Source organism: Phytoactinopolyspora halotolerans (assembly GCF_010550675.1).
GTDB classification, from domain to species: Bacteria; Actinomycetota; Actinomycetes; order Jiangellales; family Jiangellaceae; genus Phytoactinopolyspora; species Phytoactinopolyspora halotolerans.
The window spans coordinates 49,194-73,519 of record NZ_JAAGOA010000022.1 but is presented as its reverse complement, the minus strand read 5'-3'; the positions used below and the strand labels follow the sequence as shown (position 1 = coordinate 73,519).

General features: G+C 68.8%; 24 protein-coding genes. 13 read left to right on the top strand and 11 right to left on the bottom strand.

What is annotated here, in order from left to right:
* Nucleotides 1-7 precede the first annotated feature (7 nt).
* Nucleotides 8-1,159 (bottom strand): Gfo/Idh/MocA family protein, encoded by a 1,152-nt coding sequence (locus tag G1H10_RS25065; protein ID WP_163743113.1) that lies wholly within the window; start codon nucleotides 1,157-1,159, stop codon nucleotides 8-10.
* Nucleotides 1,160-1,384: 225 nt separating this feature from the next.
* Between G1H10_RS25065 and G1H10_RS25060 the strand changes: the two genes are divergently transcribed.
* Nucleotides 1,385-2,755 (top strand): glycoside hydrolase family 88 protein, encoded by a 1,371-nt coding sequence (locus tag G1H10_RS25060; protein ID WP_163743112.1) that lies wholly within the window; start codon nucleotides 1,385-1,387, stop codon nucleotides 2,753-2,755.
* Nucleotides 2,756-2,913: 158 nt separating this feature from the next.
* Nucleotides 2,914-3,696 (top strand): 3-ketoacyl-ACP reductase, encoded by a 783-nt coding sequence (locus G1H10_RS25055; protein ID WP_163743111.1) that lies wholly within the window; start codon nucleotides 2,914-2,916, stop codon nucleotides 3,694-3,696.
* A gap of 118 nt (nucleotides 3,697-3,814) precedes the next feature.
* On the opposite strand, the gene G1H10_RS25050 is transcribed toward G1H10_RS25055, so the two are convergent.
* The 3 genes from G1H10_RS25050 to G1H10_RS25040 all read right to left on the bottom strand — a co-directional run bounded on the left by G1H10_RS25050 (nucleotide 3,815) and on the right by G1H10_RS25040 (nucleotide 7,843).
* Nucleotides 3,815-4,726, bottom strand: a complete 912-nt coding sequence (locus G1H10_RS25050) for a LysR family transcriptional regulator (protein ID WP_163743110.1) — start codon at nucleotides 4,724-4,726, stop codon at nucleotides 3,815-3,817.
* 246 nt (nucleotides 4,727-4,972) lie between these two features.
* The gene (locus G1H10_RS25045) at nucleotides 4,973-6,010 is read right to left on the bottom strand and encodes a LacI family DNA-binding transcriptional regulator (RefSeq protein WP_163743109.1); all 1,038 of its coding nucleotides are present in this window, start codon (nucleotides 6,008-6,010) and stop codon (nucleotides 4,973-4,975) included.
* Between the two features lie 849 nt (nucleotides 6,011-6,859).
* Complete coding sequence (locus tag G1H10_RS25040) at nucleotides 6,860-7,843, bottom strand: sigma-70 family RNA polymerase sigma factor (protein WP_163743108.1); 984 nt, start codon at nucleotides 7,841-7,843, stop codon at nucleotides 6,860-6,862.
* Between the two features lie 336 nt (nucleotides 7,844-8,179).
* On the opposite strand from G1H10_RS25040, the gene G1H10_RS25035 reads away from it, so the two are divergent.
* From G1H10_RS25035 to G1H10_RS25015, 5 genes are read left to right on the top strand one after another with little or no spacing between them, the layout of a single operon-like run.
* On the top strand, nucleotides 8,180-8,716 hold the full coding sequence (locus G1H10_RS25035) for an RNA polymerase sigma factor (RefSeq protein WP_163743106.1): 537 nt from the start codon (nucleotides 8,180-8,182) through the stop codon (nucleotides 8,714-8,716).
* Nucleotides 8,713-9,558, top strand: coding sequence for a zf-HC2 domain-containing protein (locus G1H10_RS25030; protein WP_163743104.1), 846 nt, complete (start codon nucleotides 8,713-8,715; stop codon nucleotides 9,556-9,558). The genes G1H10_RS25035 and G1H10_RS25030 overlap by 4 nt, the downstream gene beginning before the upstream one ends.
* A gap of 2 nt (nucleotides 9,559-9,560) precedes the next feature.
* Entirely contained in the window at nucleotides 9,561-10,331 is a 771-nt protein-coding gene (locus G1H10_RS25025; protein ID WP_216853639.1) for an ABC transporter ATP-binding protein, read from the top strand.
* A complete protein-coding gene (locus G1H10_RS25020; protein WP_163743102.1) occupies nucleotides 10,328-11,794 on the top strand; it encodes a hypothetical protein in 1,467 nt (488 codons plus the stop codon). Before G1H10_RS25025 ends, G1H10_RS25020 begins: the two co-directional genes overlap by 4 nt.
* A gap of 49 nt (nucleotides 11,795-11,843) precedes the next feature.
* The gene (locus G1H10_RS25015) at nucleotides 11,844-12,533 is read left to right on the top strand and encodes a hypothetical protein (protein ID WP_163743099.1); all 690 of its coding nucleotides are present in this window, start codon (nucleotides 11,844-11,846) and stop codon (nucleotides 12,531-12,533) included.
* Between the two features lie 106 nt (nucleotides 12,534-12,639).
* Here G1H10_RS25015 and G1H10_RS25010 read toward each other — a convergent pair whose 3' ends face one another.
* Nucleotides 12,640-13,002, bottom strand: a complete 363-nt coding sequence (locus G1H10_RS25010) for a PPOX class F420-dependent oxidoreductase (protein ID WP_163743098.1) — start codon at nucleotides 13,000-13,002, stop codon at nucleotides 12,640-12,642.
* A 143-nt stretch (nucleotides 13,003-13,145) separates the two neighbouring features.
* Here G1H10_RS25010 and G1H10_RS25005 point away from each other — a divergent pair, with 143 nt between their 5' ends.
* Nucleotides 13,146-14,993 (top strand): ABC transporter ATP-binding protein, encoded by a 1,848-nt coding sequence (locus tag G1H10_RS25005; protein ID WP_163743096.1) that lies wholly within the window; start codon nucleotides 13,146-13,148, stop codon nucleotides 14,991-14,993.
* 26 nt (nucleotides 14,994-15,019) lie between these two features.
* On the top strand, nucleotides 15,020-16,849 hold the full coding sequence (locus G1H10_RS25000; protein ID WP_376778659.1) for an ABC transporter ATP-binding protein: 1,830 nt from the start codon (nucleotides 15,020-15,022) through the stop codon (nucleotides 16,847-16,849).
* A gap of 4 nt (nucleotides 16,850-16,853) precedes the next feature.
* Here the strand turns inward: G1H10_RS25000 and G1H10_RS24995 are convergent, their stop codons facing one another.
* The 4 genes from G1H10_RS24995 to G1H10_RS24980 form a co-directional block, all read right to left on the bottom strand.
* Complete coding sequence (locus G1H10_RS24995; RefSeq protein WP_163743094.1) at nucleotides 16,854-17,267, bottom strand: type II toxin-antitoxin system VapC family toxin; 414 nt, start codon at nucleotides 17,265-17,267, stop codon at nucleotides 16,854-16,856.
* Nucleotides 17,268-17,284: 17 nt separating this feature from the next.
* On the bottom strand, nucleotides 17,285-17,548 hold the full coding sequence (locus G1H10_RS24990) for an antitoxin (RefSeq protein WP_163743092.1): 264 nt from the start codon (nucleotides 17,546-17,548) through the stop codon (nucleotides 17,285-17,287).
* Nucleotides 17,549-17,646: 98 nt separating this feature from the next.
* On the bottom strand, nucleotides 17,647-18,630 hold the full coding sequence (locus G1H10_RS24985) for a phosphotransferase enzyme family protein (protein ID WP_163743090.1): 984 nt from the start codon (nucleotides 18,628-18,630) through the stop codon (nucleotides 17,647-17,649).
* A 148-nt stretch (nucleotides 18,631-18,778) separates the two neighbouring features.
* Entirely contained in the window at nucleotides 18,779-19,093 is a 315-nt protein-coding gene (locus G1H10_RS24980; protein ID WP_312856640.1) for a nucleotidyltransferase family protein, read from the bottom strand.
* A 136-nt stretch (nucleotides 19,094-19,229) separates the two neighbouring features.
* Between G1H10_RS24980 and G1H10_RS24975 the strand changes: the two genes are divergently transcribed.
* The 3 genes from G1H10_RS24975 to G1H10_RS24965 are packed head-to-tail and all read left to right on the top strand — an operon-like array spanning nucleotide 19,230 to nucleotide 21,179.
* The gene (locus G1H10_RS24975; protein WP_163743088.1) at nucleotides 19,230-19,589 is read left to right on the top strand and encodes a YciI family protein; all 360 of its coding nucleotides are present in this window, start codon (nucleotides 19,230-19,232) and stop codon (nucleotides 19,587-19,589) included.
* Nucleotide 19,590: 1 nt separating this feature from the next.
* Nucleotides 19,591-19,953: a YciI family protein gene (locus G1H10_RS24970; RefSeq protein WP_163743184.1), complete on the top strand. Its 363-nt coding sequence runs from the start codon at nucleotides 19,591-19,593 to the stop codon at nucleotides 19,951-19,953.
* A gap of 14 nt (nucleotides 19,954-19,967) precedes the next feature.
* A complete protein-coding gene (locus G1H10_RS24965) occupies nucleotides 19,968-21,179 on the top strand; it encodes an RNA polymerase sigma factor (RefSeq protein WP_216853637.1) in 1,212 nt (403 codons plus the stop codon).
* 129 nt (nucleotides 21,180-21,308) lie between these two features.
* Here the strand turns inward: G1H10_RS24965 and G1H10_RS24960 are convergent, their stop codons facing one another.
* Entirely contained in the window at nucleotides 21,309-22,064 is a 756-nt protein-coding gene (locus tag G1H10_RS24960; RefSeq protein WP_163743085.1) for a GntR family transcriptional regulator, read from the bottom strand.
* Entirely contained in the window at nucleotides 22,061-23,077 is a 1,017-nt protein-coding gene (gene add / locus G1H10_RS24955; protein WP_163743082.1) for an adenosine deaminase, read from the bottom strand. The genes G1H10_RS24960 and add overlap by 4 nt, the downstream gene beginning before the upstream one ends.
* Before the next feature lie 54 nt (nucleotides 23,078-23,131).
* Here add and G1H10_RS24950 point away from each other — a divergent pair, with 54 nt between their 5' ends.
* Entirely contained in the window at nucleotides 23,132-24,175 is a 1,044-nt protein-coding gene (locus G1H10_RS24950) for an aminoglycoside phosphotransferase family protein (RefSeq protein ID WP_163743081.1), read from the top strand.
* Nucleotides 24,176-24,326: the final 151 nt, after the last annotated feature.

Here is a 24,326-nt window from a genome sequence, read left to right as displayed (position 1 = left end):
ATCGCCGTCAGAGCGTGAGTTCGGGCAGCGCGATCCGCTTGCCTTGCGCCGACGACTCGAGCCCGGCCTCGGCGAGGCGGACGCCGCGGGCACCGGCCAGGAAGTCGTACGAGTGCGGAGCGCCGTCGACGACGTGGCGGATGAACTCCTCCCACTGCGCCTTGAACCCGTTGTCGATCTCCGTGTTGGCGGGGATCTCCTGCCACTGGTCGCGGAACGGCTCGGTCTCCACCAGGTCCGGGTTCCACACCGGGCGCGGGGTGGCGCCGCGGTGCTGCGCCACGCAGTTGTGCAGGCCGGCGACGGCGCTGCCTTCCGTCCCGTCGACCTGGAATTCGACCAACTCGTCGCGGTGGACGCGGACACACCACGACGAGTTGAGCTGAGCGATGACACCGCCGGCGAGCTCGAAGATGCCGTAGGCGGCGTCGTCCGCGGTGGCGTCGTACGGCTTGCCCTGCTCGTCCCACCGCTGCGGAATGTGGGTGACCGCGCGGGCGGTGACCGCCTCGACGCGGCCGAACAGATTGGTCAGCACGTAGTCCCAGTGACAGAACATGTCGCTGACGATGCCGCCGCCGTCTTCCTTGCGGTAATTCCAGCTCGGACGCTGCGCTGCCTGCCAGTCGCCTTCGAACACCCAGTATCCGAACTCGCCGCGGACGGAGAGGATCCGGCCGAAGAATCCGCTGTCGATCAGCCGGCGCAGCTTGACCAGTCCGGGCAGATAGAGCTTGTCATGTACGACACCGTTCTTCACGCCGGCCTGGTTCGCCCGACGAGCCAGCTCGAGGGCGCCGTCGACGCTCTCGGCGATGGGCTTCTCGGTGTAGATGTGCTTGCCGGCCTCGATCGCCTTGATGATGGACGCCTCGCGGACCGAGGTGAGCTGCGCGTCGAAGTAGATCTGCATCTCCGGCTCTGCCAGCGCGGCGTCGACGTCCGTGGTCCATCGGCCGAGGTCGTGCCGCTGGGCGATCTCGCGGAGCTTCGTCTCGTTGCGGCCGACCAGCAGCGGCTCGATCTGGACCCGAGTGCCGTCGGCGAGCTCGACGCCGCCCTGCTCGCGGATGGCGAGGATGGACCGGACCAGATGCTGGCGGTATCCCATCCGCCCGGTGACGCCGTTCATGATGACGCCGATGGACCTGCGTGTCATTGAACCCTCCTGGGAAAACGCTTACCGACAGCGTACACTATGGAGCCAGAGCCGCGACAGGCCCATGTGAACAGCGGGTTTGTCCGGCCTCCTGTACGTCGCGCGACCGGAGCCTGACTCCATGATCATGAACACTTACCGTTCAAATAGCACGGGAACTGTTCATGATCATGGGAGAGTGGGCGCGGCCGTGCGTGGTCCAACGACGCTCGGGAGAGTGCCAACGTGATGGTGAACGATTCGCTGACCGCGGCTGACCTGCAAGGAAAGATCGATCGGCTGTGGGAAGCGTCCGCGGCCAAGATCGACTCGATCGAACAGACGTGTCCCCCGGATGCCGGCGCCCCCGTCTACACGGTCGAGGGCCGCTACACCGCCCGCGGCTGGACCGAATGGACGCAGGGGTTCCAGTACGGCGCGGCGATCCTGCAGTTCGACGCCACCGGGGACAAGTCGTACCTGGACCTCGGCCGCAGCCGCACGACGCGGCACATGGCCAGCCACCTCAGCCACATCGGCGTGCACGACCATGGCTTCAACAACGTCAGCACCTACGGAAACCTGTGGCGGCTGATGGGCGAGGGCAAGATCTCCGAAGACGCGGGCGAGCGATCCTTCTACGAGGTCGCGCTGCAGGTGAGCGGGGCGGTCCAGGCCGCGCGGTGGCAGCGCGCCGCCGACGGCACGGGGTACGTGTACTCCTTCAACGGACCGCACTCGCTGTTCGTGGACACCATCCGCTCGTGCCGGGCGCTGTCGGTGGCGCACCGCCTGGGCCACGTGCTGATGGGGGAGCACGACGAGAAGATCTCCCTGCTCGGCCGGATGATCGAGCACGCCGCGAACACGGCGAAGTACAACGTCTACTACGGCGAGGGCCGGGACTCCTACGACCTGTGGGGCCGTACCGTCCACGAGTCCATCTTCAACACCAACGACGGCCAGTACCGGTGCCCGAGCACGCAACAGGGCTACTCGCCGTTCTCGACGTGGACCCGCGGTCTCGCCTGGGCCATCGCCGGATACCCGGAGCAGCTGGAGTTCCTGGCCACGGTCGACGACGCCGAGCTGGAGCCGTACGGTGGCCGCGCTGCCGTCGAGCAGATGATGCTGAAGGCCGCCCGGGCGACGGCCGACTTCTACCTCGAGCACACGCCCGTCGACGGCGTCCCGTACTGGGACACCGGAGCGCCCGGCCTGGCCCACCTCGGCGACTACCTGTCCCGGCCCGCCGACCCGTACAACGAGCACGAGCCGGTGGACTCGTCGGCCGCCGCCATCGCCGCCCAAGGTCTGCTGCGCCTCGGGCATTACCTCGGTGTGGACAGCACGGACGGCCGCCGGTACTGGCAGGCCGGCCTCACCGTCTGTGACACCATCTTCGACGCTCCGTACCTGTCCACCGACCCGAACCACCAGGGTCTGCTGCTGCACGCGGTCTACCACCGGCCGAACGGCTGGGATCACATCGCTGCCGGGCAGAAGGTACCGAACGGGGAAGCCTGCATGTGGGGCGACTACCACGCCCGCGAGCTGGCACTGTATGTCCAGCGCGTCGCTCGGGACGAGAGGTACTACACCTTCTTCGGCTCGTGATGCGGTACGCGGCGTGGGCGATGCGCGTGCAGGACGTGAGCGGGGCAGCATCCCGCGACCGCATACGGAAGGGAAATGCATCGAGGTCGCGATCGTGACCGCGATGTCGTTCCTTCCGGGAGCGCTGGTGGGATACGAACGTGTGACGGGAGAAGCAGATGAGTAGCGAGACACAGGCGGCGCTGGTGACCGGGGCGTCGCGGGGGATCGGCCGGGGCATCGCCCTCGAGCTGGCGGGGTCCGGCATCGACGTCGTCGTGAACTACGCCCGCAACGCCGATGCCGCGAACGACGTGGTCCGGGAGGTGGAGAAGGCCGGTGCGCGCGGGCGTGCCGTGCAGGCGGACGTGTCCGTGGCCGAGGATCGTGCCCGGCTCGTGGACGAGGCGTATGCCGCATTCGGCCGCCTCGACCTGCTGGTGAACAATGCCGGCGTCGGGCCGTCCGAGCGTGCCGACCTTCTGCAGGCCAGCGAGGAGTCGTTCGACCGCGTCCTGGGCATCAACCTCAAGGGTCCGTATTTCCTGACCCAGCTGGTGGCCAAGCGCATGATCGAGCAGGTCGACAGCGGCGTGGTGGAGCGGCCGAAGATCGTCGTCGTCTCGTCCATCAGCGCCTACGCCGCCAGCACCAACCGCGGCGAATACTGCGTGGCGAAGTCGGGGCTGGCGATGATGGTCAAGCTCTACGCGGACAGGCTCGCCGAGCACGGCATCAACGTCTACGAGATCCGCCCCGGCATCATCGCCACCGACATGACCGGCGCGGTCAAGGAGAAGTACGACAAACTGATCCTGGAGGACGGCATCACCCCGATCCGCCGCTGGGGGCAGCCGGAGGACATCGGCAAGGCGGTGGTCGCCGTGGCCACCGATCTGCTGCCGTTCAGCACCGCGCAGGTGATCGACGTCGACGGCGGGTTCCACCTGCAGACGCTGTAGCGGCTTCCACCCGCGTCCGGATCAAGGGGAGTCGCACCGGAAGTGGTCCGTCTCGGCATGCATGGCGCAACGGCAACGCCCGTCCTTCGGTGCCGTCGTCGCCGATGCTGTCGACGAGCTAGAACGAGTCCCGGAGTTCACGGCTGGTGGTCGCCAGCGCCTCCAACGTGGTCTTCACCGCCGGGACCGTCGCGAGCGCGGCCGTGGTGTAGGCGCTGATGGAGCGGACCGGCGTCGGAGCGACCGTACGTAGCTCCAGCGTGCTCAGTCCGACCGAGGACAGCATCAGGCTGGACAGCAGCGCGACGCCGAACCCCTCCGAGACCAGACGGTGCACGGCGACGTAGTCGTCAGTGGAGAACGCGATCTCCGGCTCGAACCCGGCCTCGTGGCAGGTGTCGAGGAGCTGGCGACGGCAGCGTGGGCACCCGGCGATCCAGCGTTCCCGCTTCAGTTTGCGCAGCGAGATGTTCTCCGCGTCCTCGACCAGCCGGTGCTGCCGGGGGAGAGCCAGGTAGAGCGGATCTTCGCAGAGCGGTACCTGCAGCAGGCCCTCGGGTTCGGGTTCCGCGGGACGCTTGTAGGTGTATCCGATGACGATCTCGCAGGATCCCTTACGCAGCAGGTCCAGCGACTCCGGCGGCTCGGCCTCGACCAGGGTGAAGTGCAGGTTCGGGTGCTCGCGGGTGACAGCGCTGAGGGCGCGCGGCAGGATGGTCGCGCTACTGCTGGGGAACGACGCCAGCCGGACGGTCCCGGACTCCAGCTCGGTGATCGCGGCGATCTCCTTCTGGGCGAGCGAGAGCCGTGCGAGGATGTCCTGGGCGTGCCGAAGCAGGATCTCGCCCGCCTCGGTGAGCCGGGTATTGCCCGGCTCGCGCAGGAGGATCGGGGTCTGCACGGCGCGCTCCAGAGCGCGCATCTGCTGGCTGGCGGCCGGCTGGGAGACGCCGAGCTCGCGGGCTGCAGCGGAGAGCGAGCCGGTCTCGGCTACCTGCTGCAGGAGCTGAAGATGCCGGATCTCGATCATTGGCCCCTCCCATAAGCGTTCTCAATGCCCAAGCTAACAAACATGAGGTCTGCTTTGGGAGTTCGAGGATCTGGCTGCGAGGCCGGCCTGGCCCGGATGCCGCTTCGGCGGAAACCTGGTGTGACGGGAGCCTGGTGCGGCGGGAACGTGGTGTGATGGGAGCCCGGTGCTCGCGGTGGCTCCGGCAGGGAGCCGCGCACGTCGACGCACGACGGCTCAGGAAGGTGTTGTGTCCCTGCGCTCGAATCAGCTCGGACCTGGCGTGCTCTGCCGGATGACCACCTCGCCGGCCAGACTGTGCACTCGGGGCGGCTGGTCCGGGGTAGCGTCCAGGGCGAGCTCGAGCGCGAGGGATCCGGCCTTTTCCAGCGGCATCCGAACCGTGGTGAGCGCCGGGCTGACGTCGCGCAGCGTGGTGATGTCGTCGAATCCGGCCATACCCATGTGGGCCGGGAGTTCGACGCCGTGATCCCGGCACGCCGTCATGGCGCCGACCGCCATCACATCGTTGACCGCGAAGACGCAGTCGAGGTCGGCGCCCCGCGCCAGCAGTTCGTTCATGGCGGAGAATCCGCCGTCGCGGGTGAAGCCGCCGTGCTCGATGTTGCCGGGATCTACCTCGATGCCGGCCGCGGCGAGGCCGTCCTGGAAGCCCTCCATCCGGTCACGGGCGGTGAGCAGCGTGGACGGGCCGGCCAGGATGCCGAAACGACGGTAGCCGAGTGCGACGAGCTCGGTCGCGAGCTCGCGCGCACCCGCCCGGTTCTCCATCGCGACGGTGTCCACCGGCAGCACATCCTGGCTGATCATGACGACGCGGCCGCCCGTCCGCTGGAACATGCCGAACTCGTGCCGGAGCGCCTCCATCTCGGCGCTGTCGGCAACCCGGCTACCCACCAGAATGGCGACCCGGCTGTGCTGTCCGCGTAGAGAATTGAGGTGCTCGATCTCGCGCTGTGGGCTGCGGCCGGTGTTGGCCAGGGTCACCAGCATCTGGTGCGTCTCGGCGACGCGCATGACTCCGGCGGCGATGGAGGAGAAGTACGGGTCGGCGATGTCGTGGACGAGCAGGCCAACCAGGTTGGTCTGGCCCTTCGCGACCGCTTGCGCCTGCGTGTTGGCGGCGTAGTTGAGTCTGCGGGCGGCGTCCAGGACACGCTCGCGGAGCTCTTCCCCGACCTGTCGAGTGCTCCCGTTGATCGCCCGCGACGCCGTGGCAAGAGAGACTCCCGCCTCCCGGGCGACATCGGTCAATGTGACGGCGCCGTTTCGTTGCTCGACCATGAGGAACCCTTTCCGCGACCGGGCCTGCAGGAATGCGATTTCCACCTTACTGCGCACACGCCTCTCTGCTGGACATTTCGACGTACGAATCTGTGAATCGTCCGTCATGCTCCCGGCGACTTCCGCGTGGTGCCCGGGCCTCCACCATCGGTGAGGGCATGCCACCCGCCCGTTTCGCCGACGCTCACCCGCCCGCGCTCCTCAGACGACAGACTGCACAGTCGGGTACGCATCGGTCTGGACTTGCACAACCGCGCGCACGACGGGACATATGGCCGCTCGTGACCGGTCGGTTCTCACATGACTCCATCCACGACCTGCTCGTGCGGATTGTTGTGTGAGCCATGCCGGGTTTGCCCATGGTCGTGCACCCGGTCGTGTGAGAAACGACGGCAAAATCCGGGCTCCTGGCAGTCGAGTGAGCTGTCGTGCGCATTCTGGCCGCGTATAGCGGTCAAAATCCTCACGGCCGGTCCCGCGACCGCGGCAGGCGGTCCACACTCCCACGGCTGATCACATGGCTGCTCGCACAGCTGCTCGCACAGCTGATCGCACGCCTGATCGCGCGAGTGTGCAGCGGACGTCGGGCCGGACGATGAGTGCGAGCGACACCCAGCGCGGCTCGAGCCGGTGTGGGGCCGGCGCGGGGCGTTCGGTAGAGAGCACAGAGTCTGGGGGAGAGCGCAGCGGATTCACTGGAGCGACGGCTGGGCCAGACGCCGATGACAGGCCTGAATGCGGGTTCGCGGCCAGAACGCAGAGACGGCTGTCGCGTCCACGCACAACGGTGGGCCCCGGTTGTACCGGAGCCCACCGTTGAGCGATCACTCAGGGGGGATGATGTGGGTGCTAACTCGCCCACGCAAGCAGCGAGTGCCGGCGCTGCGGCTCGCGGAGCGCGGCCAGCGCGTGCTTCTCCAGCTGACGGACGCGTTCCCGGGAGACACCGACCTCGTCGGCGACATCCTGCAGCGTGTGCTCGTGTCCATCCGCCAGCCCGTAGCGCAACTCGATGATCCGCGCCTCCCGGGGCGGCAGCGAGTCGAGCACGGTGCGCAGCGAATCGACCAGAGCGTGGTGCTCGGCCACGTCCTCGGCCCGGATCACGTCGTCGTCCTCGATGATCTCTCCGACGGACGTGTCGCCGTCCTCACCGATCGGGGTGTCCAGGCTGAGCGGATCCCGCGAGACGCGCCTCAGCTCGATGACGCGCTCCGTGGGGAGCCCGGCCTCCTCGGCGATCTCCTCGACCGTCGCGTCCCGTCCCAGCAGACGCTGCAGGTCGCGACCGATCCGGTGCAGCTTCGCCACCGTCTCGGCGACGTGCACCGGGAGCCGCACCGTGCGGGTCTGCTCGGCCAACCCGCGCTGGATCGACTGCCGGATCCACCAGGTGGCGTAGGTGGAGAACTTGAAACCCTTGGCGTAGTCGAACTTCTCGACCGCGCGCATCAGGCCCAGGTTGCCCTCCTGGATCACGTCCAGAAACGGCAAACCTCGGTTGGACAGTTTGCGCGCCACCGAGACCACCAAGCGTAGGTTCGCCCGGATCATATGATCCTTGGCGAGCTCGCCATCGTGCGCGATGGCCTCGAGCTCCTTGCGGTAGGTCGGGGTCAGCTTGCGCGTGCTCTCTCCGGCATCCGCGGCGCGTAGCAGCTCAGCTGCATACACTCCTGCTTCGATGCGCTTGGCGAGCTCTACCTCTTCCTCCGCGCTGAGCAGAGGCGTCTTTCCGATCTGTGCGAGGTATCGCCCGACCAGGTCAGGTTCCCCCTCGGAGCCGCTACGCGTATTATGACGCGTGGCATCTAGTTCAGTGCTGACTGCCATGGCTCCTCCCTTCCTGTGATCGCTAGTCGGACGGTACCCAGTTCGCCCGACGAACATACGTTTCATAACGTACGAGGCGCCCTAGAGATTCCTGGATTCCTGAGAACCTGCTGAGAGTTACGGAGACTCGGGTCCTACGTTCGAAGCCCTACCCACGTCGGCCGCCTTGTCCGTCCCTGCCCTCACTCCTGTCATTGAGAACTAGAAGGCAGCGAATCTTACAACATTGTGAGTGCGGAGGGCTATTCCAGCCGCGCTTGGCCGTAGCGCACGACACAATGCGGTCATGCACGAGCCCCGAGAACCGTTTCTGACAATGCTGCGTCTCTATCTGACGTGACAGGCGAACGCTCCGACGACGAGCTGCTGCGTGCCGCCGGTTCCGGTGACCGCGCGGCGTTCGAGGAGTACTACCGGCGTAACGCCGCCTGGCTGCTGGTGCGGCTGCGGCGGCGCTGCGGTGACCCCGAGCTGGCCGCGGATGTCCTGCAGGAGACCTTCCTGGCGGTCTGGCGCGCGGCGGCGTCGTATACAGGCAACGGCCAATCCGGCGGCTGGCTGTGGTCGATCGCCACCCGGCGGCTGATCGACGCGCACCGGCGACGGGCCGCCCGGGCACAGACGGCGGGGGAACCGTACGAGGAGCTGGTCCAGGTGCCGTCGGCCGAGGAAGAAGCGTTGGCGGCGTCCGTCGGTTCGGAGCTCGCCGTCGCACTCGACCGCCTATCGCCGGAGCTGAGGGCGGTGCTGCAGGCGACCGTCCTGGACGGACTGTCCGTCCGGGAGGCGGCGGTGCTGCTCGACGTGCCGGAAGGAACCATCAAGTCCCGCGCCCGGCGGGCGCGGCTGCAACTGAGGGAGGCCCTGGCATGACCTGGCATGTGACGCAGCGGACGGCCCGTGCCTACGTCGACGGCGAGGTGAGCGACGCCGACGCCTGGTCGGTCGAGGCACACCTGGTGTCCTGCGGGCATTGCCGCACCGTCGTCGCGTCCACCGCAGGCGACGTCGGGTCGATCACGCGCGACATCGCCGATGGATGGGCCGCGGTCTCGGCGGGATTGGGGCAGCAGGGGCGGGTCAGGCGTGGCTCGCGCTACCGCGAGGTGGTCATGCTGGTGGCGTCGGGGCCGGCGGCACGGTGGGCATGGCTGGCGGCCAGCGTGGTGGGGCTCGCGCTCGCGGCCGCCCTGGACACGTTCGCGCCGCTGTCCGGGCGCGGCGACGTGCCGATGCTCGGCGCCGTGGCGCCGATGGTGCCGATCCTGGGGGTGGCGCTGTCGTACGGCTCAGGGCTGGACGACGCGCAGGAGATCATCGCGTCCACGCCCGGCGGTGGGCTGCGGCTGCTGCTGGTGCGCTCGGCCGTGGTGCTGACCACGTCGGCGGCACTGGGCGCAGCGGCCGGTGCGGTCTCCGGCTACGGATCGCCGCTGCCGTGGCTGCTGGCCAGTCTGGCGCTGACCGTGGTCACGCTGGCGCTCGGCTCCGTCATCGGGATACCCAAGGCGGCGGCCGTGGCGGCGTTCAGCTGGGCGCTGGGCGTGACGATCGCGACGTTCGACACTCCGGCGCGCACGACGCCCGCCGCGCTGACCACCGAGTCGGTCCCGGTCTGGCTGGCCGTGGCCGCGACGGCGGCCTTGGTGGTGGCCGTGCGACGCAGTGCATTCGACCGGCAGTCCGTATCGGACCGTCCACAGATGGAGATGTGACGATGACCGTTCCCACCATGATCGGAACCCACGTCGACGTGCGCGACCTCGTCGTGCGGTTCGGGAAGCGCGCCGCACTCGACCGGCTTGACCTCACCCTGGACACGGGTGTGCACGGGCTGCTCGGACCCAATGGCGCGGGGAAGACGACCCTGATGCGAGTGCTGGCCACGGTGGCGACACCGACCTCGGGTCACGTGTCGCTGCTCGACCACGAACTCGGTGACCACGGGCGTCTGCGACAGGTCCGGCGCCGGCTCGGCTACCTGCCGCAACAGTTCGGCTACTACCCGCGGTTCACCGTTCGGGAGTTCGTCGAGTACTTCGCCTGGCTGAAGGAGATGCCCGCGGCGCAGGTGCCGACCGCCGTCGACCGGGCGATCGAGCGCGTCGGCCTGCTGGACCGCGCCGACGAGCGGCTGAAGAAGCTCTCCGGCGGGATGCTGCGGCGGGCCGGGATCGCGCAGGCGATCGTCAACGACCCCGACCTGCTGCTGCTGGACGAGCCGACCGCCGGGCTCGACCCGGAGCAACGGGTGGCCTTCCGCGAGCTGCTGCGGACCATCGGGGTCGACGCGTGCGTCGTGGTGGCGACGCATTTGGTCGAGGACGTCACGGCCGCATGCACCGATGTCACCCTGATCAACGACGGGCGGACGGTCTTTCGTGGCACACATGAGGAGCTGGCCGCGGCCGGGAACGACGCCGGCACGGGTGACTCGGCGATCGAGCGCGGCTACACCGCGGTGCTCCGGGCGGCGAGGCAGCGATGAGCCTGGTCAGAGAGGGCGCGGGCCAGGAGCAGCCGGGCCGGGAGCAGCCGGGCCGGGATCAGGCGGGCCGGGAGCAGGCGGGCCGGGCGGATCGAGTGGGGAAACGAGGTTCGGTGGGCATCGACCGGACCACGTGGCGCGCGCTGCGGACCGAACTCATTCGCGGCACCGCACCGATGGCGGCGCTGAGCATCGCCGTAGCCGGCGGCGCCATGCTGTTCAACGAGACCGAGCGGTGGGCCGGGCGGTGGAATCCGCTGGCCGAGTACATCTCCGTCATCCTGTTCGCGCTCCTGCCGCTTGCCGCGGCGGCCGGTGCCTGGCAGGCCGGACGGGAACGCCGGCGACGGATCGGTGACCTACTGGACTCGACGGCCCGGCCGTCCGGGCAGCCGTTGGTGCTGGCGTGGGCCGCCGTCACGCTCGGCGCCTTCGCCGGTCTGCTTCTGGTCTGGGCTTCCGGTGCGGTCCTGGTCGCCCGGGTGGCGACGTACGGAGGCCGTGGCTGGTGGTTGACGCTGGCCGTGGCGTTCGCCGGCCTGGCGGCGGCCGCCGCCATCGGCGTCGCGGCCGGACGGTTGATCCCGAGCCGGGTGGTGGCGCCCGTGATCGGGTTGGTCGTGTTCGTCAGCATGGGCATGGGCAGCGGGACCAACGGTTCCGGGTACACCTGGCTGACTCCATCCATGGACTGGACCGGATACGGCGTAGAGCACGTCTCCACCGATGCGCGCCTGCTCCAGCTGCTCTGGCTGGCGGGATTGACCGTGACGGTGTTGGTGCTGGTGTCCTCGCGGCGGAGGTGGCTGGTCGTCGCCCCGGCGGCGGCCGCGATCGTGGCGGCGGCGTGGCTGGTGAACGACACTCGCGACGTCGGATGGCAACGCGATCCGGCGGCTGCGGAGCTGGTCTGTACCGACGACGGCGGGCCGGAGGTGTGCATGACCCGGGTCAATGCCTTCCTCTTGGAGGACGCGAAAGGGCCCGTGCGGGAGCAGCTGGCTCGATGGGAGGGCATCGACGGTGGGTTCGTCCGTGCCGTCGACTCGACGGCGCACGGGCATGATCCGTCATCGCTACCCGACGGCACGGCCGGGTTGGACCTGAGCTGGCTCGTGTCCTGGAACGGCGGGCTGTCCGAGCAGAACGAGTACGGAGAGACGGTCCAGACGTCCTTCGCCTCTTCCGCCGGTGGCGTGGTCAATCGGCATTGCGATCTGGACGGAGGCGAGCCGTCGCCCGAGGAACAGGCCGTCATCTGGGCAGGCGAGATCGCGTATTACTGGGTGCTGGGGGACCCGGATCCGGTCGGCATGGTTCTGGGAGAAGGCGAGAACCACGAATTCCAGACGCTGCTGGCCAAACCGGAGGTCGAGCAGAAGGACTGGCTGAGCCGGTACATGATGGCTGCCCGCTCCTGTGACACGGACATGTTCGCCGCCTTGGTGCGGGAGCTGCAATGAGGCGGGCGACGGCGGCGCGCCTCGTGATGACCGCGGATGAGGGGCGACCATGACGATGACAGTGGTGCGGTCAGGCGCGTGGCGACGTTCACGGCATGCTCCGCGGCACGCTCCGCGCGGTCGGCGTTCGAGGCTCGTCACGCTGCACCTGCGGGCGCGAGGCGCGCCGGCGCTGTTGCTCGGGATCGTTGCCGTCGCTCTGGCCGGGTGGGGCCTGGCCGACTGGCTGGTGCATCGTGAACCGACGCCCACGCCGCAGGCACGGATGTCGGTAGTGGTGGTCGCACCGCTCATGGCCGCCACGCTGGCGTCGCCAGGGCTGGGCGGGGCGGCCGAGGAACTAGAACGTTCCCTGCCCGCGCCGTGGCGGCGGTATCGCCTGGTGCACGTCCTCGTCGTCGCGGCGGTGATCGGCGCGGTTCTCGCGGTCACAGGGTTGTGGGAACCGCGGACCTACGGTGCGGCGGAGCTGGTGCGGAACACCCTCGGCTTCACCGGGCTGATCGTCGGTGCGGCCGTCGTCATGGGCACGCGGCTGGCCTGGCTACCGGCACTCGCCTATGGAACCGCGGTGTACGCGATCGCGCCGCGGCCGATCGCATCCGGCACGGCATGGTGGACATGGCCGGTTCAGCCGTGGAGCGCCGGTGCGGCGGTCACGGTATCCGTTGGGATCTTCGTCATCGGCCTGACCCTGTACGGGGTACTGGGAGCTCGAGTGTCCTCGTCTGCTTCTTGAGCGTCAGCTGCAAATACGTGCCGGCACACACGCCATTCGCGCAACTGACGCTCAAGAAGCGTGGAGGATTTTCCGAGATCCGGGGCGACGGCGAGGCTTGAGATCGCTAGCCCTGAGCCAGTCCCCAGGAGCGGACCCGATCCGGGTGGATCCGGATGATCGGCGCCGGGCCGTCGATGGCCTCGGCCCGTCCTCGAATCTCGATACCCCGTGGCCGCCAGGGTGGGAGGACGTCGTCGATGACGGCGGCCGCACGCTCCGTACGCTGAACATCGCGGAACTTCTTGGTCGTGGCGAAGTCCCGACCGCCGATGTCGATGGTGTCCAGCTCGGCGTTGTACGACCAACCCACCGGTGTCACATGTGGTGTGCCGTCGGTGCCGACGGTGGCGAGTCGCGCGAGCCGGTCCCTGGAGGGCCGGTCGGTGGCGTGCAGGTAGGCGAGCTCGTCGTCGCTGAAGGCGCTCATCGATCCTCCGAGGTTCGTGGCGAGAAATTACACAACCTGTGTAGCACAACCCGGCCCGGCCGCGATCTCTTCCCATCTGCGGGGTCGTCCCGCGACGTGACCCGGCCCGCTGGGGCGAGGGAGCAGGACGCGATGATGGCAGCATGCGTCGCCACGTTCCGTACGCAGATCCCGGCACGCCGGACAGCCGTGGTCCCGTGCGGTACCTGTGGTGGCTGGTCCGGATGCAGCGCCGCCGGGTCCTGCTCGGTTCTCTGTGGGCGAGCCTGGGCATGTGCAGCCTCACCCTGCCCCCGTATCTGACGGCGCGTGCGATCGATGACGGTCTGCGGCGCGAGAACATGACGGCACTGGTCCTGTGGGCGTCGGCGGTCCTGGGCATCGGTGTCGTCACCGCCGTGCTGAGCATCCTGCGGCACCGCACGATGACCTTCGTCCGGACCGACGCCGCCCTGCGGACGGTGCAGCTGGTCGTGCGCCAGACCGTGCGGCTCGGTGCCGCGCTCACCCGGCGCGTGACGTCGGGCGAGCTGGCGACCGTGCAGGCCACCGACGTCGGCCGCATCGCCCAGACGCTGACCATCGCCGGTCCCGGCGTGGGGTCCGTGATCGCCTACGTCGTCGTGGCCGTCCTGCTTTTCTCGATCTCGCCGCTGCTGGCGGTGGTGGTGCTGGTGGGCGTGCCCGTGCTGGTGCTGCTGATCGGGCCGCTGCTGCGCAGGCTACGCGGCGTCGATACCCGGTACCGCGAGCACCAGGGTGCGCTGACCGCGTTCGCCGGCGATACGGTCGCCGGGCTGCGGGTGCTCTCCGGCGTCGGTGGGGCAGCGACGTTCGGGCAACGGTACCGGGCGCGGTCCGCGGAGTTGCGAGAGATCGGCTATCGGGTCGGCGCGATCACCAGCTGGATCCAGGCGGTGGGAGCCTGCTTGCCGGTGCTGTTCGTCGGCGTGGTCGTGTGGCTCGCCGCGCGTGAGGCGGTGCAGGGCACGATCACGGTGGGGGAGATGGTCGCCGTCTACGGGTACGTGGCCATCTTGATCATTCCGGTGTCGTTCTTCATCGAGGCTGCGGATGACATCGTTCCCGGTATCGTGTCCGCCCGGCGTGTGATCCGCATCCTCGCGATGACGCCCCAGATCGAGGATGCGACGACGGGCGGCGTCGAGCCCGATACCGATGGCCGTCCCGACACCGACGGCCGGCCGGACACTGATGGCCGGCCGGCGATGAGGCCTGGACCGAGCGGCCACGCGGACCTGCGTGATCCGGCGTCCGGGCTGGTCGTACCGGCAGGCCGACTCAGCGCCCTGGTATGCGCGACGTCCGAGGACGCCACAAGCATCGTCGACCGGCTCGGCCGTTACACGGAGTCCGAGGTGACCTGGGGCGGCACCCGGTTGCGCGACATCGCCGTCACGGAGGTGCGCCGGCGGATCCTGGTGGCGGATCACGACGCGTACCTGTTCGCCGGGGCGCTGCGTGACTGCGTCGACGGCGGTTATCGCAGCGGTGCCGGCGGTTCCACCGGCCGTCCTCGTGCGACGGTGAGTGACCGCGAGATCGAAGCCGCGATGCGGGCGGCGAGCGCGGACGACATAGTCGCCGCCCTCGGGGACGGATTGCACACGCTGATCGAGCCACAAGGACGCAACCTGTCGGGTGGGCAGCGACAACGGATCCGGTTGGTCCGGGTGCTGCTGGCCGAGCCGGAGGTGCTGCTGCTCGTCGAACCGACGTCGGCGGTCGACGCGCTCACCGAAGCGGCGATGATCCGCCGACTCCGCGAGTGGAGACAAGGGCGCACCACCCTGGTCATCGGCACGTCGCCGTTGCTGCTGGACCAGGCCGACCAGGTCGCCTATGTGGTGGACGGCGCCGTGCGGTCGGTGGGCACACATGCGGAGTTGCTGGCGACCGAGCCGAGCTACCGCGACCTCGTCTTCCGCGGGTCGGAGGAAGACGACGCGAGCGAGAGGGCAGCGCTGTGAGCCGGCAGTCGGTGAGCAACCAAGGGATCGCCGACGGTGGGCGTGACGGCTGTGGACGTGACGACGGTGGGCACGATGAATGGCGGCTGCCGGTGGCCGACGCGGCGACCGTGCGGCGGGCCACCTGGCGGCTGATCCGCGAGGACGGCCGGTCGATGGCCGCGGTCGTCGTCCTGACCTGCCTGGCTGCGCTGGTCGCGCTCGCTCCGCCGTGGATCGTGGGGGAGATCGTCGACGTGGTCGAGGCCGGCGACGCCACCATGTCCACCGTTAACGTACTGGCTCTGGTGCTGCTCGGGTTCGCCGTCGCCCAGCTCGTCCTCACCCGGTGTGCGCGGTACGCCGTGCACCGGTTCGGTGAGCGGGCGCTGGCGAGGCTGCGTGAGGAGTTCGTGGGAGGGGTGCTGGCGCTGCCGACGCGGGTGGCGGAGCGAGCGGGAACCGGTGACCTGGTCACGCGTTCGACCGGAGACGTGGGCGTCGTCGGGTTGACGCTGCGGAACGCCGCCCCCGATGTCTTCCTGGCGTGCGTTCAGGCGGCGTTCGTCTTCGGCGCGATCTTCCTCCTGCATCCGTTGCTCGGTGCGTGCGCCCTGGTCGGGCTGCCGCTGATGGTGTGGGTGTTCCGCTGGTATCTGAAACGGGCACGCGAGGCCTACCTGGCCGAGGGCCAGGCGAACTCGGATGTGACGGAGAGCATGATGTCGACGGCCGAGGGTGCGCGGACCGTCGAGGCGTTCGGTCTGCGCGACGTCCGGGTGGCGGAGGCGGATGCCGCGATCGGGCGCGCCTACCGCACGCGCGTGCGCACGCTGGCGCTGCGCTCGGTGTTCTTTCCGGTGAGCGATGTCGCGAACGTCCTGCCGGCGGCGGTGCTGTTGGTGCTGGGCGGGTTCGCCTACACCGAGGGCATCGTCAGCCTCGGCGCCGTCGTCGCCGGAAGCCTGTACATCTGGCAGCTGACCGAGCCGATCGCGCGGCTGCACCTGTGGCTGGAGCAGCTTCAGCGCAGCGGCGCGTCGTTCGCCCGGATCAAGGGGATCGAGCATGTGGCCGGTCGTCCCGGGCCCGTCGAACTCCGTTCAGCGTCGGCAGACGCCGACGGTACGGCGCAGGTTCCCGCCGATGACCGCATCGAGCTGATCGGCGTGCGTTTCGCCTACGTCGACGGCCACGATGTGCTGCACGGCATCGACCTCACGGTCGAGCCGGGGGAGAAACTCGCCATCGTCGGCCCGTCCGGTGCGGGCAAGACCACCCTCGGAAGGCTGCTGGCGGGCGTCGACGTCCCTCGGGCAGGTCGCGTCCTGGTCGGCGGTGTCCCGGTGGCCCACCTGCCGCCGGACCGGAGGGAGATCGTGCTGGTGACCCAGGAACACCACGTGTTCATGGCCAGCCTGCGGGACAACGTGGCGATGGCCGTGCCGGGCGTCGACGACGACCGGCTGCGCGCCGCGCTGGACACGGTCGACGCCACGTGGGCGCGTTCGCTGCCCGACGGCCTGGACACGATGGTGGGCGCCGGCGGGCTCCCGCTGGACGCTGCTCAGGCACAGCAGCTGGCGCTCGCGCGAGTGCTCGTGCACGACCCGCACACGCTCATCCTGGATGAGGCGACGTCACTGCTCGACCCGACGACGGCTCGGCACGCGGAGCGGTCCCTGGCGGCGGTGCTCGAAGGGCGGACGGTGATCACCATCGCGCACCGGCTGCACAGCGCTCACGACGCGGACCGGGTCGCCGTCGTCGAGGACGGCCGGCTCACCGAACTCGGCGCGCACGACGACCTGGTCACAGCCGACGGCTCGTACGCCGCCCTGTGGCGCTCCTGGCACGGTGGTGTCTTCCGGCCATGAAGATCTAGGATGCGATCCATTTCTCGACCTGGAGGTATTTCACTCGATCGAATTCACGGCCGTTCGCGCTGACCAGGGTGTGCCCGGCCCGCGCAGCCTGTCCCGCTATCAGCAGGTCGTACGGGCCGATGGGTGTGCCGGCCGCTGCGAGTTCTGCTCGTATTTGCGCCGCGCGAGCGGCGTCGAGTTCATTGAAGTCGGCAATGGTGATAGGTCCGCTGAGGAAGTCCGCAAGCCGCTCGGTGTTCTCGTGGACGTCGCGGCTGCGGTTCACGCCGTACCAGAGCTCGAATACGCTGATCGACGAGAGCCATACTTCGTGCCCCTCGGCATGCGTCTCTCGATAGCGGTCACGCGCAGATGTCGGCCGACCACGTATGAGGGCAATGGCGGTGTCGGTGTCGAGCATGACGGCCATGTCCGCTGACCCCTCGGCTACCATGCGCGTTCGGCGGGTAGGTCAGGTTGTTCGCGTCCGTCCGGCATGAATTCAACATCCTTGTGGCGATCCATGGCGGCGAACCACTCGTCGACGTCGGTGATGACCGGTTCGAGGTAGAGACCACGTCCGGCCCGCCGCACCCGTACACGATCGCTGTCGACTCGAAAGGCCTTCGGTAGACGAACAGCTTGGCTCCGGCCGTGCATGAACACCTTCGCGACGGCCGTGGTCGGTGTGTCCGGTGTCGTAGTCGCCATGGGTACTACCTCCAAGCTGATAGATACCAAGAGTATATATCAGGCTAGGTGTACTGCTGCCTGCGATCGGCATTAACGCGGTTAAGGAGATGCGCGAGCTACGACGCCACCGCCATGGCCGCTCGTTCGAGCTGCGCCAGCGTCGGCATGGTGTGCAGCAGGCCGGTGACGCGCGGTTCGGCGAAACGTCGATCGTCGTCGGTGGTGTCCGCATCCAGCACCACTCGTGCCTGGCCGTACAGGAAGTTCAGCCACACGGCCAGCCCGGTCGCGAAGGCGTGGGCGTCGTGCAGCGTCGGGACGCCGCCGTGCTCGCGGTAGGTGGCGGAGATCGAGCGGAGCGCGTCGACGTCGTTCAGGTGATGCATGAGGAGCAGGCCGAGCTCTCGTGCCGGGTCCATCGGGCCGGAGTTGTCCCAGTCGACGAGCCATCGTCGCCCGGCCGCGTCCTGAAGCACATTGGTGGCCTTGGGATCGCGGTGGCACATCACCGGCTCGTCGTCGGGCGCGGTGTTGACCAGGTCGGAGAGCTCGACAAGTTGGTCGAGCTTGGCTTCGAGATCCGGTGCCCAGCCGGTGCCGGACGCGGCCGCGTCTCCGGCAAGACTCTCCCAGTCGACGTCCACACGCTGGTAGAACGGGTGCGGCTCAACCCCGGCGGGTGGTGTGATGCCGAGCGCATGGATGTGGCCGATCTGAGCGGCCAGCCATCTGACCGTGTCCTCGTCGGAGAGTTCGGGCACGCGACCGTCCACCCATTCGTAGAGACGCCACACCCGCCCGGACATGTCGGTGACGAGGTAGTCACCGTCCGGAGTGGCCAGCGGCGTCGGACTGGGCACGCCCGCGTCCCGGCACGCGTCGACGAAGCGCACCTCGTCGACGACAGCGTCAGCGCTCGGAATCTCCCAGAAGAGCTCCTTCCCCGCGTACGTGGTGAGCGACGTCGAGACCGGTGACGACACGTCTATCCGCCAGACGGCGCCCATCGCGCCCCGGGCGACACGCTGGACGTCGTGCAACCCGCCCAATGTGAAGGCCTGGCACACGTACTGGAGGTCGGCCTCCTTCATGCCGCTCATTCAGCTCATCATGGTGGTCGTGAGCCGTGCACGCTACGTCGTTTTCGCGATGGGTCAGTGCTCGTCAGCCGGCTCTGCATCTGCGAGATCATGGGCAGGATCGGCCTGTTCAGACGAACTCACGTGCTGACGAACGGCGTCAGCCGGCTCACAAGGCGACGGCCTCCGCACGAGCAGCTTGCGAGACGCCTTCGAGGAGGAACTCGTCACTCACCACGTCAACCCGGACCCCAAGTAGCTGCGATAGCTCCTCGCTCAGCCCGGCGATGCGCAACAGCGTGTTTCCCATCCCTGGATCAAGATCCACGAGAAGATCGATATCGCTGTCGGTTGTCGCCTCGCCGCGCGCAACCGAACCGAAAAGACGCGGATTCGAAGCACCATACCGACGCAGCACAGATCTGACCTCGTCACTGTGAACGTCTAGCGTTCGGCGCAAGGCGCGGGTGCGGCTCTTTATCACAATCCCAAGCGTAGCCCGTCTGGCATACGTTGTGCTCCAGAGCTATGCGTGCGGTGTCGATTCGGGCGTGGGTCGTTCGTGTAGAGGGTGAGAGACCGGCGCGACGGCCGGTACCGTCACCTTCAGGGAGGAAACCATGACTCAGTACCTGCTCAGCATCTACCAGCCGGATGGGCCGGCTCCCGAGCCGGAGATCCTTGAGCCCGTCATGCGTGACCTGAACGCATTGGAGCAAGAGATGAAAGACGCCGGCGTGTGGGTGTTCAGCGGTGGTCTGCACGCCGCGAGCACGGCCACGGTCGTGCGAGCGAAGGGCGACGACGACGTGCTGACCACGGACGGTCCGTACATCGAGGGCAAGGAGCACCTCGGCGGGTTCACCATCATCGAGGCGCCGGATCTCGACGTCGCCTTGGATTGGGGCCGCAAGCTCGCCCGGGCCGTGCGGCTGCTCCCGGTGGAGGTGCGCCCGTTTCAGGACGGTGGGAATGCCTGACGTGAACCGGTACCTGCTCAGTATCTACCAGCCCGACGGCGGTTCACCGCCGGCCGAGGTCCTGGACTCTGTCATCGAGAACGTCCGAGCGGTGAACGCGGAGATGCGCGAGGCCGGCGCCTGGGTGTTCGCCGCCGGCCTGCACCCGTCGAGTGCCACCGCGGTCGTGCGGCCGCAGGACGCCGACGTGCTCGTCACCGACGGCCCGTATATCGAGGGCAAGGAGCACGTCGGTGGCTTCACGGTCATCCAGGCGCCCGACATCGACGCCGCGCTCGAGTGGGGACGCAAGCTCTCCCGCGCGCTCACCCTGCCGGTCGAGGTCCGGCCCGTGCTGGACGAGAGCGAGAGATCCTGCGCGTGACGGACAATGCGCCGGTGATCTCGCCCGCGGAGATCGAGCGGGTCTTCCGCGAGGAATACAGCCGCGCCGTATCGGTGCTGGTCCGCCGCTTCGGTGACATCGACGTCGCCGAAGAGGCGGTCCAGGACGCGTTCGCTGCCGCGGTTCAGCGCTGGCCGGCATCCGGGCTTCCGCCCAGCCCGTCGGGATGGATCATCACGACCGCCCGGAACCGAGCCATCGACCGCCTTCGCCGGGAGGCGGCCCGCGAGGACAAGCACGCCCAGGCGGCCTTGCTGCACGCCGAGGAAGAACCGGCGGAGGAGGGTCCGGTGCATGACGACCGTCTGCGCATGATCTTCACCTGCTGTCATCCGTCGCTCGCCCGGAACGCCCAGGTGGCGCTGACGTTGCGCCTGCTCGGCGGGTTGACGACCGCCGAGATCGCGAGTGCGTTCCTGACCGCGGAGCCGACCATGGCACAGCGCCTGGTCCGGGCGAAGGGCAAGATCCGCGACGCGAAGATCCCGTACCGGGTCCCGCGCGACGCCGACCTTCCCGAGCGGCTCAACGCGGTACTCGCCGTCATCTACCTCATCTTCAACGAGGGCTACGCGGCCAGATCCGGCGAGCAGCTCATCCGGGCCGACCTGTGTGCGGAGGCGATCCGGCTCGGCCGGCTGCTGGCCGAGCTCATGCCGGACGAGCCCGAGGTGATGGGGCTGCTGGCGCTGATGCTGCTCTCCGAGGCGCGCCGAGCCGCCCGCACCACGGAGTCTGGGGACCTGGTGCGGCTGGCGGATCAGGATCGCAGCCGCTGGGATCGGGAACTGATCGCCGAAGGGCAGCAGCTCGTCCGGGCGTGCCTGCGACGCGATCAACCAGGCCCGTACCAGATCCAGGCCGCGATCAGCGCCGTGCACAGCGACGCGCCCAGCGTCGCCGCGACCGACTGGTTACAGATCGTGCAGCTCTATGACCAGTTGCTGGCCGTCGCGCCGAGTCCCGTGGTTGCGCTGCACCGCGCCGTCGCCGTGGCGGAGGTCGACGGACCGGCGGCGGCCTTGGCCCAGGTGGACGAGATCGCGCTCGATCGCTACTACTTGTTCCACGCGGTTCGGGCCGATCTGCTCCGCAGGCTGGGCCGCGACGACGAGGCAGCGGCCGCTTACGACGAGGCGATCGCCCGGACCGACAACACCGCCGAGCAGGAGTTCCTGCGCCGCCGCCGCGCGGCTCTGGGCTGATGCGCGAATCGTGACCGCTCGACGTCACGAGGACTCCACGGTGGATGGACGCTCGATGCGCACTGTGCTGGCCCGGGGGCCTTGCTGTGTCTTACCGGTGCCCAGCGTGCCGTGGCGCCGCACTGCGGGTCAGCCGGCCCGGTTCGCCCGGGTGAGCAGCAAGCCGATGCCGTAGCCGGCGACGATCGTCAGCGTGTAGGCGTCGAGCGGGGTGTGTTGACCGTCGTAGGCGACGCCGGTCAGCACCAGGCCGGGCGAGCCTGGGGCAACGCCGCAGTCGTCGGCGTCGGCGCCGTCGATCAGAACGGGTTCCGCGCGCTGCAGACTCTCGGTGACCGGGTGTCCGGCGGCCGCCATGGCGTCGGGGATCGTGGGACTGGCGGCCAAGATGTCTGGCGTGATGCCGTTGGCGATGGCGCCGGGCACGACGTCGCTGGCCACGCCGTAGATGACGCCGTCGCGCACCCGGACCGCCCGGTATCGCGTGACGGGGGAGCCGCTCGGTATCCGCAAGCCGGCGGCGATGGCGTCGTCGGCCGGATAGGTCTCCTGGCTGCGATGGAGTTCTTCGACGTGGGTGGCCTCGTCGTCGAGGTCGTCGAGAAACCCGGTGTAGACGGGACCGGATCTCGGCACGAGCGGCTCAATCGGCAGCTCGGCCGCGACGAACGTCCCCGAACCCTGTCGGCTGGTGACGTAGCCGGCGTCGCGAAGCCCCGCGATGGCCTGCCGGATCGTGCTGCGGCTCACCCCCATGCTCCTGGACAGGTGCTCTTCGCCGGGCAGACGATCACCGGGTGCGAGGGCACCGGAGAGGACCCGGCCCTTCAACGACGCCGCGATGCGCGTGTACAGCGGCCGGTCCGCCCCGGGTGGCCGGGTCATGGCTGAACGCGCTCCAGCTCGGCATGGATGCGTGCCTTGGTGGCGGCGTCCGCGTAGGAGACGTCGAGCGCGGCGACCTGAGCGGCGTGGAGATCTGCTGGCGTGAACCCGTGCCACCGGTGTGCCGCGAGGAGTTCCTCGGTCAGCGTCGTGCCAAAGTACGCCGGATCGTCCGTGTTGATCGTCGTGACGACGCCGGCGTCGGTGAGTCGCCGCAGCGGGTGTGTCTCGATGCTGTCGACGATCTTCAGGCAGACGTTGGACGTCGGCGCGACCTCCAGCGGGATGCGCTCCTGAACGAGCCGGGCGATGAGCCGGTCGTCGGCGATGCTCTGCACGCCGTGGCCGATGCGGTCGGCATGCAGCATGTCGAGCGCGCCCCAGACGCTGGCCGGGCCGACCGTCTCGCCGGCGTGCGGGAGCGACGCCAGGCCGGCGGCTTTGGCGCGTTCGAACGACGACGCGAACAGCTCGGGCGGGAATCCGGCCTCGATGCCACCCAGCCCGAGCCCGACGACGCCCTCTGGCGCTGTGCGACCCAGAACATAGTCCACGGTTTCGTGAGACTCGGGCTTCTCGGTCTCGCGGGAGATGTCGCAGACCCAGGAGAGCTGGACACCGGATTCGAGCAGTGCCCGTCGTCTGCCTTCGTTCAGGCCGTCCCGGTACTCCTCGAGCGCGAGGCCGCGTCTGCGGTGATTGAGCGACGTCGTCGTCACCTCCGCGTACCGGACGTTCTGGGCGGCCAGCTCGGCGGCGAGTGCCGAGACGGCGTCGGCGAAGTCCTCCGCCGTGCGGAGCACATCAAGACCGGTGAAGAACAGCCTCGCAAAATGTTCGAAGTCGCTGAACTCGTACAGACCGGTCAGTTCTTCGGGGGTGGAGGCGCCTAGGTCGATGCCGTTCCGCTCGGCCAGGGTGAACATGGTCACCGGCCGCAGCGAACCCTCGAGGTGAACGTGGAGTTCGACCTTCGGCAGCTCGGCAAGCCATGTCGTGATGTCATCCCGCACGTCCGTCACATGTATTGTCTACCATACAAATTGGTCCGTGGTGAGAGTGAGCCGATGCCTTCGCAACCGGATGAGGCGCCTCCACCGCATGAGGTTGCCCCGGATCCAGCAGCCGTGATCGCAGCGTTCGGCCTGGGCGGCCACGTCGAGGAGATGACACCGGTCTCCGGCGCCTGGTCGAACCGGGTCTACAAGCTGTCCACGGGCGGCGCCGGTTACGCGGTCAAGCAGATACGGAACCCGTGGGGTGATCCGCGCTGGCAGGAACGGCTCGATGCGGCGTGGACCTTCGAGCAGCGAGCGCGTGCCGCTGGGGTCGCGATGCCAGAGCCGATCCCGAACCCGGTCGATGGGGGCTGCCTGGCCTGGGTGGATGTGCTGGGCGGAGGCTCGCGTGTACCGGTCCGCGTGCACGCGTGGGTGGAGGGGAAGCCGATGCGGCCCGGGCCGGTGGATCGGGGCGTCGCCTCGTGGATCGGTGGGACGCTGGCGACCCTGCACCAGCTCGATGTCGCGGTAGAAGATCGGACGCTCTTCCCGGTCGCCAACACGGACAACGCTGATCGGTGGCCTGAACTTGTGGCCGCCGCCGAGCGCGCGGGGGCGTCCTGGGCCGCGGATCTGCGGGCGCTCGAGTCGCACACGCGCGTCGTCGCTGAGCTCGCGCGAGCATCCGCACTCCGGGCGGACGACGAGGTGATGAGCCACGGCGACATCGACCAGAAGAACATCGTGATGAGCGCCGACGGTCCGGTGCTGTGCGACTGGGACGTGGCCGTGCCGTTGGTACCACGGACCGAGCTGGGCGACGTGGCCATGTCGATGGCGGTATGGCACGAGCTGGACGTCGCCCGGGAGGTGATCCGCGCGTACCGCGACGGCGGAGGCGCGGACACCGAGATCCGGCCCGAGGACTTCGGCCCGACGTTGACGAGCAGCCTCGACTGGCTCGTGTTGAACGTCGAGCGCACCCTCGGCCTGCGCGCCGTCACCGAAGCCGAGGCCGACCTGGGCACGCGCCTGGTTCCGCGGCTCATCGCCGAGATGCCCGCCCAGGTCGGAGCCGCCGTGCGCGTGCGCGACACGCTGTCTGTCTAGCGGTGCCGGCGGAGGACGCCCCCACACGGTTGCCGGGTCGTGGCCGTGGCGGCGGTGCGCTTGCGACGACGCCCGGCTGGACCACGGGTTGTCAAACCCGAAACGGCGAGGCATGATCGCGGACACCTGATAACGGCATACCCGGACACCG

Coding starts and splice junctions, on each gene's coding strand:
- G1H10_RS25040 (WP_163743108.1), bottom strand. CDS start 7,843: ATGGCAGTCAGCACTGAACTAGATGCCACGCGTCATAATACGCGTAGC.
- G1H10_RS25025 (WP_216853639.1), top strand. CDS start 9,561: ATGACCGTTCCCACCATGATCGGAACCCACGTCGACGTGCGCGACCTC.
- G1H10_RS24995 (WP_163743094.1), bottom strand. CDS start 17,267: ATGGCCGTCATGCTCGACACCGACACCGCCATTGCCCTCATACGTGGT.
- G1H10_RS25015 (WP_163743099.1), top strand. CDS start 11,844: ATGACGATGACAGTGGTGCGGTCAGGCGCGTGGCGACGTTCACGGCAT.
- G1H10_RS25005 (WP_163743096.1), top strand. CDS start 13,146: ATGCGTCGCCACGTTCCGTACGCAGATCCCGGCACGCCGGACAGCCGT.
- G1H10_RS25030 (WP_163743104.1), top strand. CDS start 8,713: ATGACCTGGCATGTGACGCAGCGGACGGCCCGTGCCTACGTCGACGGC.
- G1H10_RS25050 (WP_163743110.1), bottom strand. CDS start 4,726: ATGATCGAGATCCGGCATCTTCAGCTCCTGCAGCAGGTAGCCGAGACC.
- G1H10_RS24985 (WP_163743090.1), bottom strand. CDS start 18,630: ATGAGCGGCATGAAGGAGGCCGACCTCCAGTACGTGTGCCAGGCCTTC.
- G1H10_RS25010 (WP_163743098.1), bottom strand. CDS start 13,002: ATGAGCGCCTTCAGCGACGACGAGCTCGCCTACCTGCACGCCACCGAC.
- G1H10_RS25055 (WP_163743111.1), top strand. CDS start 2,914: ATGAGTAGCGAGACACAGGCGGCGCTGGTGACCGGGGCGTCGCGGGGG.
- G1H10_RS25020 (WP_163743102.1), top strand. CDS start 10,328: ATGAGCCTGGTCAGAGAGGGCGCGGGCCAGGAGCAGCCGGGCCGGGAG.
- G1H10_RS24960 (WP_163743085.1), bottom strand. CDS start 22,064: ATGACCCGGCCACCCGGGGCGGACCGGCCGCTGTACACGCGCATCGCG.
- G1H10_RS25045 (WP_163743109.1), bottom strand. CDS start 6,010: ATGGTCGAGCAACGAAACGGCGCCGTCACATTGACCGATGTCGCCCGG.
- G1H10_RS24950 (WP_163743081.1), top strand. CDS start 23,132: ATGCCTTCGCAACCGGATGAGGCGCCTCCACCGCATGAGGTTGCCCCG.
- G1H10_RS24990 (WP_163743092.1), bottom strand. CDS start 17,548: ATGGCGACTACGACACCGGACACACCGACCACGGCCGTCGCGAAGGTG.
- G1H10_RS25065 (WP_163743113.1), bottom strand. CDS start 1,159: ATGACACGCAGGTCCATCGGCGTCATCATGAACGGCGTCACCGGGCGG.
- G1H10_RS24975 (WP_163743088.1), top strand. CDS start 19,230: ATGACTCAGTACCTGCTCAGCATCTACCAGCCGGATGGGCCGGCTCCC.